This is a genomic window from Stratiformator vulcanicus (assembly GCF_007744515.1).
In the GTDB taxonomy this organism is placed as follows: domain Bacteria; phylum Planctomycetota; class Planctomycetia; order Planctomycetales; family Planctomycetaceae; genus Stratiformator; species Stratiformator vulcanicus.
The window spans coordinates 1,831,307-1,848,625 of record NZ_CP036268.1 but is presented as its reverse complement, the minus strand read 5'-3'; the positions used below and the strand labels follow the sequence as shown (position 1 = coordinate 1,848,625).

At 58.6% G+C, this 17,319-nt stretch carries 12 protein-coding genes; 9 read left to right on the top strand and 3 right to left on the bottom strand.

What is annotated here, in order from left to right; all coding sequences use genetic code 11:
- Positions 1-48: 48 nt before the first annotated feature.
- The gene (locus tag Pan189_RS07160) at positions 49-870 is read right to left on the bottom strand and encodes a glycosyltransferase family 2 protein (RefSeq protein ID WP_310821204.1); all 822 of its coding nucleotides are present in this window, start codon (positions 868-870) and stop codon (positions 49-51) included.
- Positions 871-1,196: 326 nt separating this feature from the next.
- Between Pan189_RS07160 and Pan189_RS07155 the strand changes: the two genes are divergently transcribed.
- The 7 genes from Pan189_RS07155 (at position 1,197) to Pan189_RS07125 (ending at position 12,659) form a co-directional block, all read left to right on the top strand.
- Complete coding sequence (locus Pan189_RS07155) at positions 1,197-1,805, top strand: superoxide dismutase (protein ID WP_145363259.1); 609 nt, start codon at positions 1,197-1,199, stop codon at positions 1,803-1,805.
- A gap of 637 nt (positions 1,806-2,442) precedes the next feature.
- Positions 2,443-2,805 carry a hypothetical protein gene (locus tag Pan189_RS07150; RefSeq protein ID WP_145363258.1) on the top strand — a complete coding sequence of 121 codons (363 nt, stop codon included), beginning with the start codon at positions 2,443-2,445 and terminating at the stop codon, positions 2,803-2,805.
- A 247-nt stretch (positions 2,806-3,052) separates the two neighbouring features.
- Entirely contained in the window at positions 3,053-4,741 is a 1,689-nt protein-coding gene (locus Pan189_RS07145; protein ID WP_310821203.1) for an ATP-binding protein, read from the top strand.
- Between the two features lie 260 nt (positions 4,742-5,001).
- Entirely contained in the window at positions 5,002-7,716 is a 2,715-nt protein-coding gene (locus tag Pan189_RS07140; protein WP_145363257.1) for an MGH1-like glycoside hydrolase domain-containing protein, read from the top strand.
- A gap of 155 nt (positions 7,717-7,871) precedes the next feature.
- Positions 7,872-10,646 carry a phosphoenolpyruvate carboxylase gene (ppc, locus tag Pan189_RS07135; RefSeq protein WP_145363256.1) on the top strand — a complete coding sequence of 925 codons (2,775 nt, stop codon included), beginning with the start codon at positions 7,872-7,874 and terminating at the stop codon, positions 10,644-10,646.
- 207 nt (positions 10,647-10,853) lie between these two features.
- Positions 10,854-11,420, top strand: coding sequence for a type 1 glutamine amidotransferase domain-containing protein (locus Pan189_RS07130; protein WP_145363255.1), 567 nt, complete (start codon positions 10,854-10,856; stop codon positions 11,418-11,420).
- 180 nt (positions 11,421-11,600) lie between these two features.
- On the top strand, positions 11,601-12,659 hold the full coding sequence (locus Pan189_RS07125) for an ornithine cyclodeaminase family protein (RefSeq protein WP_145363254.1): 1,059 nt from the start codon (positions 11,601-11,603) through the stop codon (positions 12,657-12,659).
- A gap of 197 nt (positions 12,660-12,856) precedes the next feature.
- Here Pan189_RS07125 and Pan189_RS07120 read toward each other — a convergent pair whose 3' ends face one another.
- Positions 12,857-13,486, bottom strand: a complete 630-nt coding sequence (locus Pan189_RS07120) for a protein-L-isoaspartate(D-aspartate) O-methyltransferase (protein ID WP_145363253.1) — start codon at positions 13,484-13,486, stop codon at positions 12,857-12,859.
- Positions 13,487-13,580: 94 nt separating this feature from the next.
- Positions 13,581-15,341: a single-stranded-DNA-specific exonuclease RecJ gene (gene recJ / locus Pan189_RS07115; protein WP_145363252.1), complete on the bottom strand. Its 1,761-nt coding sequence runs from the start codon at positions 15,339-15,341 to the stop codon at positions 13,581-13,583.
- 256 nt (positions 15,342-15,597) lie between these two features.
- On the opposite strand from recJ, the gene Pan189_RS07110 reads away from it, so the two are divergent.
- Together Pan189_RS07110 and Pan189_RS07105 are read left to right on the top strand one after the other, a co-directional pair.
- A complete protein-coding gene (locus Pan189_RS07110) occupies positions 15,598-16,323 on the top strand; it encodes a DUF4190 domain-containing protein (RefSeq protein WP_145363251.1) in 726 nt (241 codons plus the stop codon).
- Positions 16,324-16,487: 164 nt separating this feature from the next.
- Complete coding sequence (locus Pan189_RS07105; protein WP_145363250.1) at positions 16,488-17,183, top strand: hypothetical protein; 696 nt, start codon at positions 16,488-16,490, stop codon at positions 17,181-17,183.
- Positions 17,184-17,319: the final 136 nt, after the last annotated feature.

Below are 17,319 nucleotides of genomic sequence, written 5' to 3'. Positions count from 1 at the left end.
CGGAATCGACTCTTCTTCGAAGTTATTCCGGCGCAGAAACCTCCGCGGTCAGCCGCAAGGCAATTTCTCAAGCGCGAGTGAGGGCAACCCGCTGTCGGCAAGGGCAGCGTCGAGAACACTGAGATAGTGTGCGAATCGCTGCCGACCGTCATCCAGGTTTCCACCGAAAGAACGCTTCTCATCGAGGTAAATGAGCGGCACGGCGAACTCGCGAATCCGCCATTTCGCGGCAGCCGCCTGCACCCATACCTGCAAGGGCATTGCATAGCCCGGATCGTCGATGTCAAGGGAGGCGAGCGCTTCGACCCGGTAGGCTTTGAATCCGCAAAAGGCATCCGTGAGGCCGAGTCCGAGATGCTCATTCAACACGCAGGTGATCTTGCGATTGATGTCACGCCGTTCTACGGGCGGCGCACTGTCGCCTTCGAAGGCGTGCAAATATCGACTTCCGGAAATCATATCGAACGGCTTCCCCGATTCGGTCCGCCACACCGCATTTGCCAGTTCCGGAATCAATTTCGGCTCGTGCTGACCGTCGCAATCGATGGTCACGAGCGTGTCGTATCCCTCGTCCGCCGCGTATCGAAACGCGGTTGAGAGTGCCGCGCCGTAGCCGCTGTTCTGCTCGTGCCGGACAACGCGAATTCCCGGATGAGACTTCAGCAGTTCCTCGGTGCCGTCGGTCGAACCGTCATCAATGACTAGCACATCGCATGAGTTTCGCTGCACTTCGCGCAGGACGACGGGGATGTGTTGCTGCTCGTTATAGACCGGTAAAGCGGTCAACACACGACGCGGAAAGTGGTCTCGGCAGGGTTGGCTTTCGCTCATATCGCTCGTCGTGCAGGTTACTGTGATCGATCGTCTCATCGTGCGACTTCCGACGCGCGGCCCGGGGTGCTTACGATCAACCACAAAGGGCGGTTTCTTTGAGGTTGGAGATTCTAAGCCGGTTGGGGCATCGGTCAAATTGCCCTAAGCAGTGTAGCCCGCGACTGCGGCAGGGCGTCAGCTCGGCGGGCGGGGGTTTTCCCCATTAGCTCCGAGGAGGGCGATCGCACGCTTTCACAACCGATCCATTCCGCAATGATTAGAACTGCGGGCGCCAGCCCTCTATAACAGTTCCTGCAAGCAGCAGCTTTCAAGAGTTGCCGCTTAAAGAGAATTTCCATAACCCCCCTGAGGAGTTTGAAGCGATGCCTTACGATCTACCCGACCTTCCCTACGACTATTCCGCGCTCGAGCCGCATATCGATGCACGGACGATGGAAATTCACCACACGAAGCACCATCAGGCTTACATCAACAAGGTCAACGCCGCGCTTGAAGGCCACGCAGAGCTCGCGGGTAAGCCGATTGAAGTCTTGATGGCCGGCCTTTCGACGGTTCCTGAAGAGATCCGCACCGCCGTTCGCAACAACGGCGGCGGACATGCCAACCATAAGCTGTTTTGGACGGTGATGAGCCCCGACGGGGGTGGCAATCCGGACGGCGAATTGGCCGATGCGATCAATCAAACGTTCGGAAGTCTCGACGAAATGAAGTCGAAGTTCGACACCGCGGCGGCAACGCGGTTCGGCAGCGGTTGGGCGTGGCTGTCAGTCGACAATGGTCAGCTCACCGTCGAAAGCACTCCCAATCAGGACACTCCGCTTTCTGAAGGTCGCACGCCGATCCTCGGTCTCGATGTGTGGGAACACGCCTACTACCTCAATTATCAGAACCGCCGACCAGACTATGTGTCCGCGTTCTGGAACGTCGTGAATTGGGGAGAGGTCTCGAAACGGTACGCCGACGCGAAGTAAGGATAGAGAAGCCTTCGCTTTGCGGTCCCGGCAGGCAACGCGACCCTGTTATTGTAGTGAAGCTGCGGGATCAGTGACGGACGAATCGAATGGGCGGAGACGCGGTAACGCGTCTCCGCCTTTGTCGTTGAGCCGAGCTCTGTGGGTCAGCCGATGAGGAACGACAGGCACAGTCGATTCCTCCAACGATCAAATCATCGGTGACCCGCCCATTTGCGCTTCGACAGTTAACAATTGCTGTGGCTGCGGTCGGCTTGACCGTTGCGACCGCCGGATGCTGTTGTTGCAAGTGCTGCGGGTTCGGCATTGATCCGCTGAAGCCCTATCAATTGCCAAAGGGATACAGCGCGTCGTTCGATCGCAGTTTGCGCATTGCGGCTGACCCGGCGTACGCTCCTGAGATCGTCGAGCCAGCTGATTTCACCGTACCGGTCGCCCCTGCTCCACCGCGAGGCATCATGAAACCGAACGGAACGCAGGGCAAAAATTTCAAAATTGAACCGCCGCCCGCCCCGGCCGCGATTTCCTTTTGACACGAAGTATCGGCGCAACTACAGTCCCGCCCCGCCACAAAAGCGGCCTGTGCGGCCTTCCCCCAAGGTTGCGAGCCAAGGCCCCTCCCGGGAAGGATCCCGCTGTGCCAGACACTTCTCACGTTCTGCTGATCGATGGCCTCGAAGAAACCGCCGAAGTCGTTCGGGCGGTGCTGAAGTCGAGCGGTAGCCGCGTCACGCGGATGCGAAGCTACGAACTGCCGAGTCGGCTTCAAAACGATGCCGACGTCGTGATCTATCACGATTCCGGTGTGAGAGACGCAAGTGGCGGAGCCGACACAAATTCACGGATCGTGGTCGGTCGAGTGAATCATTCCGACCCGACCGCGTGCCCCTCCGTAGGGGCGAGTGAACTGGCTGAGCCTTTCGACTATCGCGACCTAATTGGTGCGGTGCATCGCTGCTTGGCAGAGTCGCAATCGGAATCGCCAGCCCGGGCCGCATGAGATCGTCTTCAGACCGCACGATTTTCTCGGTCTTTCCTTCGGGCCGAACGCGACCGTAAGTCGTTATTGACAAAAGGTCTGCGGCGCGGTTCACGTCTTTCCGGATTCTTCGCTTCGCATCGATTCGCTTAATTGCAGCGGTCGGATCGCGTATATTCTGTGTTGAGTGGACGATGACGGATTGCCTCCCCATCGGGCAGATTCGTCGGTTTCGTCCTGTCGACGTCCTTCTTGGGCAGAATACATCGTGAGCACGGCGACGCTGCTCGTCATTTCCGGAGCCGACCAAGGCGCCCGTTACGAATGTGACGGTCGGCTGATGCATATTGGTCGCGGCGGAAGAAACGAAATTCGAGTTCTTGACTCGGAGGTTTCCCGTCGTCATGCGATGGTCGAATTCGATGACGACAGTTATCGCATCGCCGACCTGAAGAGTTCGAACGGCACCTTCGTCAACGGATCGAAGGTCGAATCGCATCAGTTGGTCAACGGCGACAGGATTCGCGTCGGACGAAGCGTCATTCTGTTCTCGCAATCCCCGTCCGACGTTGATTCGCGGCCGATGGTCGAACTCGTCGACCTGCTCGATCAGGGAGCCCCTGACCGGTCGCGGATCGTCAGCCGGACTCCGAAGGCGCTGACCGGGACACAAATTTCCAAGGGCGTTGACAGCGTCGTCGCCGAGTATCGAGCCGACCTGGAAACGCTGTATCAAATCTCAGAAGAAGCCGTCAGCCAAGGTCGGTCCATGGAGGCCGTGCTCGACCGCATCCTCGATCTGACGGTCAAGGTGGTCGGGGCGGATCGCGGTTGCATTCTGCTTCGCAATCCGGAAAGCGGCGGCCTTGTTCCCCAGGCAGTGCAGTTGCCGACGTCGTCGGATGACTCCATCACCCCGGTCTCTCGCAGTATCGTCGATTACGTCCACCATAATGGACGGGGGGTCCGAACGACCGACGCCAGCCAGGATGATCGGTTCGACGCCGGCCAGAGCATCGTCAAATCGGGGATTCGCGAGGCGCTGTGCGTGCCGATGCAGGGTCGCTACGAATTGTGCGGCGTGCTGTATGTCGACACTTTGAGCAACGCGGCAACGCTCGCCTCCGAAGGTACCGAAACGCGATTCAGCGATGAGCAGCTGCATTTGCTGCTGACCATCGGCCGCCAAAGTGCGATGGCGGTCGAAAACAATCGCTATCAAGAGGCGCTCGTGAAAGCCGAACGTCTCGCCGCGATGGGGCAGACGATTGCGCTGATCAGCCACCATATCAAGAATATCCTGCAAGGCGTCCGCGGCGGCAGCTATCTGATCGAGATGGGCCTCGATCAGCACGACGAAGACAATATCCGCAAAGGCTGGGGAATCGTCGAGCGAAACCAGGACCGCATCTACAACCTTGTGATGGACATGTTGACGTTCAGCAAGGAGCGGACACCCTCGATGCAAATCGGGCAGGTCAACGAAGTCGTCCGCGAAGCGGCGGAACTGATGAAGGCACGCGCCGACGAAGTCGGGGTCCGGCTCGGCATCAAGCTCGATGAAGACCTGCCGCCAGCGATGTTCGACTCGGAAGGCATCCACCGCGCGATTCTGAATATCGCCACGAACGCGATCGACGCGGTTGAGGGCTCTGAGAAAGGAGCCGTGCGAATCGAGACGGGATACTCGGAGTCACAAGACGCCGTTTACATCAGCGTCGTCGACAACGGACCCGGAATTCCGGACGACATGATCGACACCGTGTTTCAGATTTTCGAATCGACGAAGGGCTCGCGTGGCACGGGTCTTGGGCTGGCGGTCAGTCGCAAAATTCTGCGGGAGCACGGTGGCGATATTCATATCGAAACCAAGGTGGGGCGCGGGGCGCGATTTAATTTGAGCTGGCCGCGAATCGACGACGATCACCGCCCTTCCGACGCAACGACCAATCACTGATGATCGTCTTTCTCGTCGATCGGATTTTCACGCGACCGCATTGATCGACACCGGCCGATATGCAGATCAGTGGATCAGTTCCGCCGAAGGTGGTGGCGCCGCCGCTTCGGGCATAGACTGTCGCCTTCGAATATCCGAATCTCGCTGGCGCCGATGAGATTCGAACGGGCGTTGCATTTCTCAAGAGTCATCGACAACGAGCAAAACCGCCGAGCCCGCGCCGGCACGCGAGCGTTGACGGCTTACGCTGACGGACATCAATGAGCGAATACTTACCGCCGAATCCTGAGACCGAACGTCTTGCCGCAGAACTGGCTCGGAAGCCTGACTCCAATTGGAAACGGTGGGGGCCGTATCTCTCGGAGCGGCAATGGGGAACCGTGCGGGAGGATTACTCTCCCGACGGAACCTGCTGGGAATACTTTCCGCACGACCATGCCCGCAGCAGGGCCTATCGCTGGGGTGAAGACGGCATTCTCGGCATCACCGACCGTGAGTGCCGCTTGTGCTTCGGGCTGTCGATGTGGAACGGCCAAGACCCCATTCTGAAGGAGAGACTGTTCGGTCTGAACGGCCACGAGGGCAATCACGGCGAAGACGTCAAGGAGTGCTACTACTACCTTGAGTCGACGCCGACGCACTCCTACATGAAGGGGCTTTACAAGTATCCGCAGGCTGAATTCCCCTACGGTAAAATCGTTGACGGCAACCGCAGTCGATCGCGTTCGGAACTTGAATACGAGTTGCTCGACACCGGCATCTTCGATGATGACCGCTACTTTGACATCACGGTCGAATACGCCAAGGGCGCTGATAACGACATTCTGATCCGCATCCACGTGGCCAATCGCGCTCCGGTCGCCGCAACGCTCCATCTGTTGCCCACGCTCTGGTTCCGCAACACCTGGTCATGGGGCTGCGACCACGAAGGATGCTGGGCGAAGCCGCGCATTTGGTGCGACGGCCGGGACTACCTGATCACCGACCACGAAGCGTTGGAGCGGTTCCATTTTTACAGCGGTCCCGATCACCTCGGTCGGAAGCCGCGGTGGCTCTTCGCCGAAAACGAAACGAACTTCAATCAACTCTACGGATCGAAGAGTCTGACGCCGTACTCGAAGGACAGCTTTCATCGCTACCTTGTGAAGGGCGAAAAAACAGCCATCCGGCGAGGTCGGGTCGGGACGAAGGTTGCCCCCTATTACAAGCTGAGGTTGAAGAAGCGTTCGGAGATGACGATCGAGCTTCGGCTTTCGATGGAGTCGCAGGCCCCCGAGGTTCCGTTCGGCGAGGACTTCAACAGCATCTTCGAAACGCGCCGGCGCGAATGTGATCAGTTCTATCGAGACAAGTACGGCGCCGACGTCGATCCCGAGGAGGAAGCGGTTCTCCGACAGGCGTACGCCGGGCTGTTGTGGACCAAGCAGTTTTATCACTACGTGGTGAAGCACTGGCTCGATGGCGACCCGGCCCAACCCCCTGTCGCGGAGCACCGGCGATCGGGCCGCAACGCCGATTGGACGCACCTGTTCAATCGCGATGTGATCTCCATGCCCGATAAGTGGGAGTATCCATGGTACGCGGCGTGGGATAGCGCGTTCCACATGATCCCGTTCGCCGGACTCGATCCGAACTTCGCCAAGGAGCAGTTAATTCTGTTTCTCCGCGAGTGGTACATGCATCCGAACGGCCAGATTCCCGCTTATGAGTTCGCGTTCAGCGATGTGAATCCCCCCGTGCATGGCTGGGCAGTATGGCGCGTCTATCAAATGACGAAGGCAGAGGATCAAAAGGATCGCAAGTTCCTGATCCGCTGCTTCCAAAAACTGCTGCTCAACTTCACGTGGTGGGTGAATCGGAAGGATCCCAAGGGGCACAATCTCTTCGCCGGGGGCTTTCTCGGCCTCGATAATATCGGAGTGTTCGACCGGTCTAAGCCGCTGCCCGAGGGGGGCTATCTGCAACAAGCCGACGGTACCGCCTGGATGGCCTTCTACTGCGCGAACATGCTGTCTATGGCCTTCGAACTTGCCTCGGCGAATAACGCACACGCCGACATCGCGTCGAAGTTCTTTGAGCACTACATCGCAATCGCGAACGCGATGAACTCGCTCAACGGCGATGGCCTCTGGGATGAAGAAGACGGCTTCTACTACGATAAACTGAACGCCAACGGCGTCGCGGTCCCGCTGAAGATTCGGTCGATCGTCGGTCTGATTCCGCTGCTGACCGTCGACCTGCTCGAAGACGATGTGCTCGACAAACTCCCGAACTTCCGCAAGCGGATGGATTGGTTCTTACGCAACAAGACCGACCAGTTGGCCGACATCACGTTCATGGAGAAAGAAACGCCTGACGCTGAAGATTGCGGACTGCGGCTGCTCGCAGTGCCAACCAGAGACCGGCTGGAACGGATTCTTGCCTATATGCTCGATGAAGACGAGTTTCTTTCGCCTTACGGCATTCGGTCATTGTCGAAGTTTCACGAAAAGAACCCGTTCTCCTGTCGTCTCGGCGGTGAAGAGCACCGGGTGAGCTACGTGCCCGGCGAATCCGATACGTGGATGTTCGGCGGCAACTCGAACTGGCGTGGCCCCATCTGGTTCCCGATCAACTTTTTGATCATCGAGGCGCTACAGAAATACCACCGATTCTACGGCGACTCGCTGAAGGTCGAGTGCCCGACGGGATCGGGCAATCTGATGAATCTGGAAGAAGTCGCCAGAGAGATCGAACAACGCTTGCTCGGGCTCTTCCTGCCGGACGAAAACGGTCGCCGCCCCTGCCATGGCGATGACGCCCGTTACGCCGACGACCCGCATTGGCGCGAGCTGATTCTGTTCTACGAATACTTCGACGGCGACACCGGTCGCGGTTGCGGCGCCAGCCACCAAACCGGTTGGACGGCGCTCTCGGCGTTCATGCTCGAACACTTGCTGCGCAGCCGCTCGTCAGCGGCAGTCGCTGCCGGTTAAGATCGGACGGAGTCAACCTGCCAACAATCGCTGGTGCGATCGATCCCGATCAATTTTGCGACATCTTGATTGTCCGAAACCAGCAACGCACCACCGAACATCGTGGCTCAGCCAAGCTCGTCGGCTGAGCGGTCACTCCTGATTTGCGATTTACCATGCCCGAAGCGATCACCGCCGACGATCTCCGCCACGACATCAGCTTCCTCACCGAGTTGCTCGACGAGATGATCGCCGAACAACGCGGCGCCGGTTCGTTGAAACTCGTCGAGGAAATTCATCAACTCGCCGAAGCCCGACGCGGCGGCGACGCGGCGTCCGAAGAGAAACTGATCGCTCGGGTTGCCGCGATGACGCCCGACGAAATGGCCGTCGCTATCCCGGCGCTGAGCATCTTTTTCGATCTTGCCAATACCGCCGAAGACACCCACCGGGTCCGTGTTCTTCGCGAGCGAGGTCGCACCGCCGGAGATCAGCCGCGGGGCGAGTCACTTCGCGCCGCGGTTTTCGCGTTGAAAGGACGAGGCTTCGACGCCAATAAAACACAAGAGTTGCTCGATCGCTTTTGTGTCGATCTCGTCTTCACGGCACACCCCACCGAGGCGAAACGCCGCACGACACGCCGGGTCATTCGAAAAATCCGAACCGGCATTCAGGAATTGCACCGCGACGACCTGATGCCTCGTGAACGGGAACGGATCGCCGAGCGGCTCAAAAGTAATCTCACCATTTTGTGGCTTATTGATCAGACGCGTCCCTCGCGACCGACCGTCATGCAGGAGGTCGAACGGGGCTTATTCTTCGTGAAGGAAATTTGGCAAATCCTGCCCGAGATTCATCGCGAAGTTCGTCGGGCGATGAAAGCCGCATACGGTGAAGCGATCGAGAGCGATTGGGAATCGCCCGTCTTTATTAAATTCGGTTCGTGGATCGGCGGCGACCGCGACGGTAATCCGTTCGTGACTGCCGATGTCACGCGGAACACCCTCCGCGTGCTGCGTTCGGCAGCGATTGCCCGACAGCGTGAAACGGCCCACGAGCTATTTCGCATGCTCGTCATCTCCGATCGCAAAGTCGAAATCCCCAAGGAGATGAGTCACGCCGTCGCCGAGGCTTATGACCGCTGGCCGGCAATTCGGGCGCTCCTCGACGAAATGTCGCCCAACGAAGTGTACCGCCGCTGGATCCGCGTCATCGAGTTTCGGCTTGAGCAATCTCTCGAGGCCGAGGTTTATGACCGAAGTCGTCGCGCCGCATACGGTTCGGCGGCCGAACTGGAACGCGATGTCCGGCTGATCGAGTCCTGCCTGCGTGAAAACGGCGGTGACCGTATTGCCGATGTCTATCTCGAGGACTGGCTCACGCAGATTCGCACATTCGGTCTGCACTTTGCCTCACTCGACGTCCGGCAGGACTCCCGCGTGCACAACGAGGTCCTCGACGAAGTTCTGCGATCGACCGAGCTTTGCGAGTCCTACCTCGAATTGGACGAAGCGGGCCGGCGCAAGTTGCTGCTCGAAACGATGGATGCTCCCCCGACGATCTTCGTGACCGATTTCGAAGGTATGACCCGCGAGACGCTGTCACTGTTCCGCCTTCTCGCCGACACCGTCCGATCGCACGGGTTGGAGCCGCTCGGCGGGCACGTGATCAGTATGACGCATCACGTCAGTGATATTCTCGCCGTCCTCTGGTTTTGGAACTGGGCGTGGAAGACGACCGGCGAGCAGGAAGGCGAGCCGCTCCCGCAACTGCCGATTCAACCGCTGTTCGAAACGATCGACGACCTTAACAACGGCGCGACGATTCTCGACGAACTCTTCGCCATTCCTGAATACCGCAGCTACGTCGAAATCAAAGGACGCACGCTTCAAACCGTGATGGTCGGCTATTCCGACAGCACCAAAGACGGCGGATATCTCGCCGCTGGTTGGGGGCTCCATCAGGCCCAGGAACAACTGGCCCGGGTTGCCCAAAAGAACGATGTCGAGTTGGTGATCTTTCACGGCCGGGGCGGCGGACTCGGTCGCGGTGGAGGGCCGGCCGCCCGGGCGATCATGTCGTTGCCACCGAACTCCGTCGGCGGGCACCTTCGAATCACAGAACAGGGAGAAGTCCTCGCCGACCGCTACGATGATCCGCAGATCGCGCACCGCCACCTCGAGCAGGTCGGCTGGGCCACCCTGCTCGTTTCGGTCGAGCAGGACCGCGAGGTCGATCCCGCCTGGATCGACACGATGAATCAACTTCGCGATACGTCGCTCAAAGCGTATCGCGATCTGATCGAACATCCTCGATTTCTCAACTACTTCGACCGTGCGACGCCGATCTCGGAGATCGAGAATCTGCCTATCGGTTCTCGTCCGGCCCGTCGACGCGAAAGGAAATCGCTGGCCGATTTGCGGGCGATTCCCTGGACGTTCTCTTGGACGCAGTCGAGGCACTTTCTGCCGGCTTGGTACGGCCTTGGTGCGGCGATCGAAGATTTTAAACAGCACCACGACGGCGACATCTTAAAAACGATGTATGCCGACTGGCCGATGTTCCGAGCGCTGATCGACAACGCCGAACTCGCCCTTTCGAAAGCTGACATGGGGATCGCCGCCCGCTACGCCGAGATGCTCGACGAAGGCGATCAGGCGATTGAGGTCTGGGAAGCGGTCGAAGCGGAGTTTAATCGCTCACGCGATGCCGTTCTTTCCATCACCGGTCAATCCGAACTCCTTGGCGGCGTCCCCTGGCTTCGCGATTCCATCGCCGAACGCAATCCGTATGTCGACCCGCTCAATCTGATTCAGATCGAATTGATCAAACGCCTCCGCGTTCTCGACGCCGAAGAGGATGATGCCTCGGAAGACGAACGAGAGCGGCTGCGCGAACTGGTGCGGCTGTCGATTCAAGGTGTCGCGGCGGGCCTACGAACAACGGGTTAGCGATTCTCGCAGGCAAAGCGGCCTGAAATGCCATTCGGAGAATAATTGATGGGCTTCGCCGCAGCTTGACGGGTCATGCACCAATTGCGCCCCGCAACTGCCGCGAAACTCTCTAATTTCATTGAAATTCTTGACATTTCGCCGTTGGCATGAGACCTGCTCCTCTGTGTGCTGTTCACAAAATAGCGAACGAAATGAGGATGTCTGATGTCAATGGATACGCTCACTGGTAAACGAATCGCGATCCTCGTCACCGACGGGTTCGAGCAGGTCGAGTTGACCGAGCCGATGAAGGCGATCAAGGACGCCGGAGCAGAGGCGGTCATCGTCTCGCCCAAGAGTGATGACGTGCAGGGGATGCATCACAACGACCCTGGCGACAAGTTCCCGGTCGATCTCGAAGTGGAGCACGCATCCGCCGAAAACTTCGACGGCCTCGTCCTGCCCGGCGGCGTTGCCAACCCCGACACGTTGCGGATGAACGAAACCGTGGTCGACTTCGTCCGCGACTTCTTCAAGCAGCACAAGCCTGTCGCGGCCATCTGCCACGGCCCGTGGACGTTGATCGAAGCGGGCGTCGTCGAAGGGCGACACGTCACATCGTGGCCCAGCCTGAAGACCGACTTGAAAAACGCCGGTGCCCACTGGACCGACGAAGAATGCGTCTGCGATGAAGGGCTTGTCACCAGCCGCAACCCCGATGATCTCCCGGCCTTTTGTGACAAAATGCTTGAGGAGTTCGCCGAGGGGAAACATGCCGAGCAAACGGCTTGAGGTAATCCTCATCAACTAAGATGATTGATGTTCAAGAGCGGCTTCTTCTCCTACCGGGAAGGGGCCGTTTCTTTGTTGGCTGTGTTCGGGCTGAGAGAGTCCCTAAAGACTCGCCAATTTCCATTCTGTCGGGTACGGTCAGGGGAAGCGTTTTGCGGACAACAACGAAGAGCGGATCCCATGAACAAGCACGAAATTCACTGCCGTTATTTCTCGCAGGAAGACCTCCTCGCCGCCGGGTGCCTCGACATCCGAATGAGTCTCGAAGCGACTGAAGAATCGATTCGAGCCTTTCATGATGGAGAGGTGCTGTTCCCCGAGAAGATTGTTCAGATTTTTAATGACGAGACGCAGGAACGAATTAATTGCCTGCCGGCCACCTTTAAAGATAAAAAATTCTGCGGCGTAAAATGGGTCTCGGTTTTTCCGCCAAATCCGACCAAATACGGCCTTCAGAATCTCTCGGCAGTCATCATCCTGTCGGAAATTGAGAAGGGCTTCCCCGTAGCCTTCATGGAGGGCACGCTCTGCTCGAATATCCGCGTGGGCAGCATCGGCGCGCTGGCGGCCAAGCACCTCGCACGTCAGGACTCCGAATCGATCGGCTTTATCGGTGCCGGCGAACAGGCGAAGATGCATTTGATCTCGATGAAGACCGTCGTCCCATCGCTCAAAGAGTGCCGCGTCGGGGCGAAGTCGTCATCGGAGGAGGAGCAATTCGTCCAAGAGATGTCGGCAATCCTGCCCGACATGAAATTCGTCGCCACCAATTCCGATTTAAAAAAGGCGACCGACGGGGCGGATATAATTGTCACCGCGACCAGCGCGCAGGCGCCGCTGCTCAAAGCGGAATGGATGAAGCAGGGTGCTTTCTACAGCCACGTCGGCGGCTGGGAAGACGAGTACGAGGTCGCCAAGCAATGCGATAAGATTGTCTGCGACGACTGGGAGACGGTAAAGCACCGGACGCAAACACTCAGCCGAATGTATAAGGACGGCGTCCTCACCGATGACGACCTCTATGCCAACCTCTCCGACTTGGTCAGCGGGGCCAAACCGGGTCGAGAATCTGACGACGAGAAGATTTATTTTAACGCCGTCGGACTCGCCTACGTCGACGTAGGCATCGCCATCGCGATGTATGAGCGAGCCCTCGCAGCCGGGCTCGGACACGACCTCCAAATTCAACGCGAAATGATCTTCGAACACGCCAAACTCAAAGACTGGGTGCAGATGTAGGCACGTTCGTGCCTCTGTGCCTGCGGGGCACACTCGTGCCTTTGTGCCTGCGGGGCACACGCGTGCCTTTGTGCCTGCGGCAGCTTTCGTCAGCGAAGCCTTTAGAAACGTTCTTAACGATCCATCTTCCTCGGGAGAAGGATCAGGTATGGATTAAAGCTCGGCATTGCGAACGATCATCCGGAGATTCTGCTCTGCTACGCGGACCAACCGTGTTTGCCGATGAGGTTGACGAATCGGCACGGGCAGAGGTCGTGGACGATATCTCCTTCGGGAGATCGTTCCAACACCTTTAAGACTTGGTCCGTTTCGTCACCGACGGGAATAATAAGCCGCCCTCTCTCGGCGAGCTGATCGATAAGAGGTTCAGGGATCTCAGGTGCCCCGGCAGTCACGACGATCGCATCATAGGGAGCGTTTAGTTGATCGCCGCTCGTCCCGTCGCCGACATGAATTTCGACGTTCTTAATTTTCAGTTCGGCGAGGCGCTGGGCGGCTTTCTCGGCTAATTCGTCGTAGCGTTCGATTGAGACAACACGGCTGGCCAACTTGGCAAGGATCGCCGCCTGATAGCCGCTGCCCGTGCCGATTTCGAGCACCGCCTCCCTCCCCGTAAGCCTGGCCGACTGCGTCATCAGTGCGACGATATAGGGCTGGCTGATGGTCTGTCCGCAGGCAATCGGCAATGCCGAATCGGCATAGGCGTGCGGTTCGATTTGCGTGGCAACAAATCGCTCGCGAGGCGTCGTCGCCAAAGCTTCGAGGACTCGCTCGTCGTGAATCCCGCGACGGCGGAGCGAGTCGATCATCGACTGTTGGTCGGACATCTCTTTTCAGCTCCCCTCGACCGCGAAATCATTGCAGATCGCTTCGAACTCGAAATGCCCGGCGCTCATACCTCCGCCGCTGATCTGGTGCCGGTCAATTGCTCACGACCGCCTCTTCGACCTTCCAGTCGCCGAGCCGCAGTTCGACGTTATTTCGGCCCTGCCAGCGATTGATTTCCACGGTGAAGTGTAGCGAGAGGGGGCCGTCGGTCGCGGCGATTTCCTCAGCCCATTCGCCCTGCCCGAAGGCAATCGCGCGCAGCGTGGTGCCGAATTGCTTCACCTGCAGAGCGAGATGCCGGTCGCCCTGCCCCATCGTTCTCGGCGGCGCGGCCAACTCGACCTGTGAAGCAACGAAAGCCGGACGCGGATTAGCCTGCCCGAACGGTCCGAGCCGATCGAGTTCGCCCACGGCCCGCGGCGTAATTTCCGAAAACATCACCTCCGCATCGACCGCCAGCGACAGGTCTGATTCCGTCGGGGCATGATCACCGGCCACGAATTCGCAAAATGCGTCGCGAAATCGGTCGATGTTCTCGGCTTCAATCCGAACCCCGGCTGCTGCGCGGTGCCCACCGAAACCGAGGAGCAAATCTCCGCAGGCATTGATCCCGGAGTGCAGATCAAACCCCGCGAAGGAACGTCCCGACCCTTGCCCCTGACCGGTCTCCTGATTGATGGCGATTAGAATCGCGGGCCGTTCGAATCGTTCGGCAATCCGACTGGCGACAATGCCGATTACGCCGGGGTGCCAATGTGGTTCGGCGACGACCAGTGCGGGGGCGTCGAGCCAGTCGGGCCGTTCCTTGATGAGGTTCTTCGCTTCGGTGTACGTCTTCTGCTCGAGTTTCCGGCGATCGTTGTTGAGCTGGTCGAGGTAGGAAGCCAGGTGCGCGGCGCGATCTTCGTTGGAGGTCGTCAGCAACTCGACGGCGAGCTGCGCTTGCCCGAGCCGGCCCGCGGCGTTGATCCTCGGCCCGATTTTGAAGCCGACATCTTCGGCAACCGGGGTCCGATCGGGTTCAACTCCACTCACCTTCATCAGTGCGGCGAGTCCAATCGAAGGGCGAGCCGCGAGCGCGGACAGGCCATAGCGGACAAGCAACCGATTTTGGCCGACAAGCGGGACGACATCGGCAACCGTTCCGACCGCAGCCAGCGCGATCGCGTCGTACGTCAAAAAGTTGCGAACCGGCTCCGAGACGCGGTCGCCATCAGATAATTGCTTGCAAATCGCCCACGCAAGTTGAAAGGCGACGCCGGCACCGCACGCGTGCCGGTCGGGCCACTCGCGACCGGGCAGCGACGGATGGACGATTTCGTCGGCCTGCGGCAATTCAGAGCCGGGCGTGTGGTGATCGGTAATGATGAGTTCAAGGCCGAGTTCCTTCGCCAAGGCTGCTTCCGCGGTGCTGCAAATTCCGCAGTCGACAGTGATCAACAACCTGTCCGCGTCTTCCTCAGCGAGCGACCGGATTGCCTCGGCGTTGAGGCCGTAGCCTTCTTCGAGTCGGCAAGGCGTGTACGAATCGACGTTGGCGTTGTGTCGCGACAGGCAATGCCACAGGATCGCCGTCGCGGTCACGCCGTCGACGTCGTAGTCGCCGTAAATAGTGATTCTGCGGCCACTTCGGACGGCGGCGGCGATCAGGGCCGAGGCTTCGACTACACCGGGCAGTTGCTCCGGCTGGTGCAGGTCGGTCAGCTTTCCACCCAGAAAAATGCGAGCCTCATCAGAGGTCCGCATACCGCGAGCGATCAGCACCTGCGCGGTCAGCGGAGCGATCTTGAGATCGGTACTGAGCCGGTCGACAAGATGGCGATCGTGGGGAGTGTAGGTCCATTTTCGCGGCATCAGGGGGCTCACTCCGTCGATCGGAATCCTCAAATTTTTCGCTCTCCGCGCAATCGCGTCGGCGACTGTTCATACTGCTTCGTTTGTAAAAACTACAACCAAACTTTCCAATACGACAGGCTTTCATCACGTAGACTTTACTGAGGGGTCGGTGCGCCCCTTCCCGCTGACCTCATTGGCGGATAATGTTCGGGAAGACGATTCATTTGCTTTTCCGGGTCCCGTAGGCCGTCCGATCTCTTTCTCAATCGTTGCCATGTCTCAAGCAGTAGTCTCGGAAAGTTTTGAACACACCGGCACCTCGGGCGTTTCGCACGAAGGCGGGCGGGAGTTCGAATATCGGCCCGTGCCGGTCAGTGCTCCCGTTTCCCTGATCTTGGGTTTATGCTCGGCCATGTCGCTGCTGACAGTGGCGGGCGTGCCGGTCGCCTTCTTCGGTCTGGTCATTGGGGCGGCCGCGCTGCTAAAGATCGCTCGATCGGGCGGCGAATTCGGCGGCCGGAAACTAGCGATTGCTGGCCTGACACTTTCGACCCTGTTTTTCGTCACCGGGATCGGCAAACAGGCCTACGCCTATGCGACTGAGGTCCCCGAGGGCTACGCCCGAACGAATTTCACTTACGACATCGCGAAGAAGGGATTCGTCCAGAAGAACGGCGTCGGGGCCTTCCACGACGACGTGGCTGCCCTTGACGGTCAGAAGATTTTTCTGAAAGGGTACATGTACCCGACGAATCAAACCCGTAATATCCAAGAGTTCATTTTCTGCAAGGACAGCGGCGAATGCTGTTTCGGCGGACAACCGGCGTTGACCGACATGATTCTCGTCCGGATGGGCGAGGGTCAGACGGTCGATTACTTCCAAGGCCTCATCTCCGTTGCGGGGACGTTTCACCTCAATGCGTCCGGTGGCGGTGCGGACCTCTCGCCTGTCTACTCGCTCGACGCAACTCACTGGGCGATTTCTTCGTCCGCGTTTTAGAGCGACTCCGCGCGATCGGTGGCGGCTCTCAGGCGTACAACGCGGGCAGATGTCCGAGCGTTGAGCCCCAAACCTTCCAAGCGTTCCGGGTATTCGCCCTATTCGCCTCAACGCTTCTCATCGCTGCAGGATGCGCCGACCCCGTCGCTCCACAGGCTGGGTCGATGTCGCAGCAGCCAATAGGCGATAGCGATTCCGCGGTTGAAATCGCTGAGGAATCGGGCAGTGCGATCTTCTCGGAACCGCGTCCGCTCGGCGATACGGTCGTTGATTCCGAGCCTTCGACCCCACAACAGACGGTTCTGGCAGAGAAACCGGAAATTATCCCGGTGGCCGCGGAAATCCCCGTGACACCTCAACCGCAATTGCAGCCGGATTCTGGAACGACGCCCGATCCCGAAACGCTAGCTCCGGAAATCGAGACACCGTTTGAGCCGCCTGCCCCGCCAACGTTTCGCCGAGAAGGTCGCGAGCGGGCTTTGCGAGTGACGTATGATGACATCGATCTTCTGAAACTGCTCGGAGTCGATCCGGTCCCGCCAGACATCGTCAGTAGATTCCCGGATTGGTTGCAGGAACTTGACGGCGAAACCGTAAGAATACGCGGTTTTATGTATCCGGCGTACGAAGAACGCCTATCCGCCTTCACCATGGCCCGCGACAATGAGATTTGCTGTTTCGGTCGGAATCCGAAAATTTATGATCTGATTGTCGTAAAGCTGTTGGAAGGGACGACGACTCAATATATCGCCAATCGCCCCTTCGACGTAATCGGCACATTCCGAATTAAGCCGGTGCATCAGAACGGAAACTGGTATCAGATCTACCGGCTAGAGGACGCGAAAGTCATTAATCGCTGAAGCCCGTCGCTGAATTGGATCACCCAGTTGGTGCCGATCGGATGACCCGAGCGGAATCCCGTTTCAGAAAAACGAAACAGTTGAAGCGGCTTATGGGTTAGAGTTATTGCTGACGTTCCGTTATTCGGATCCATCG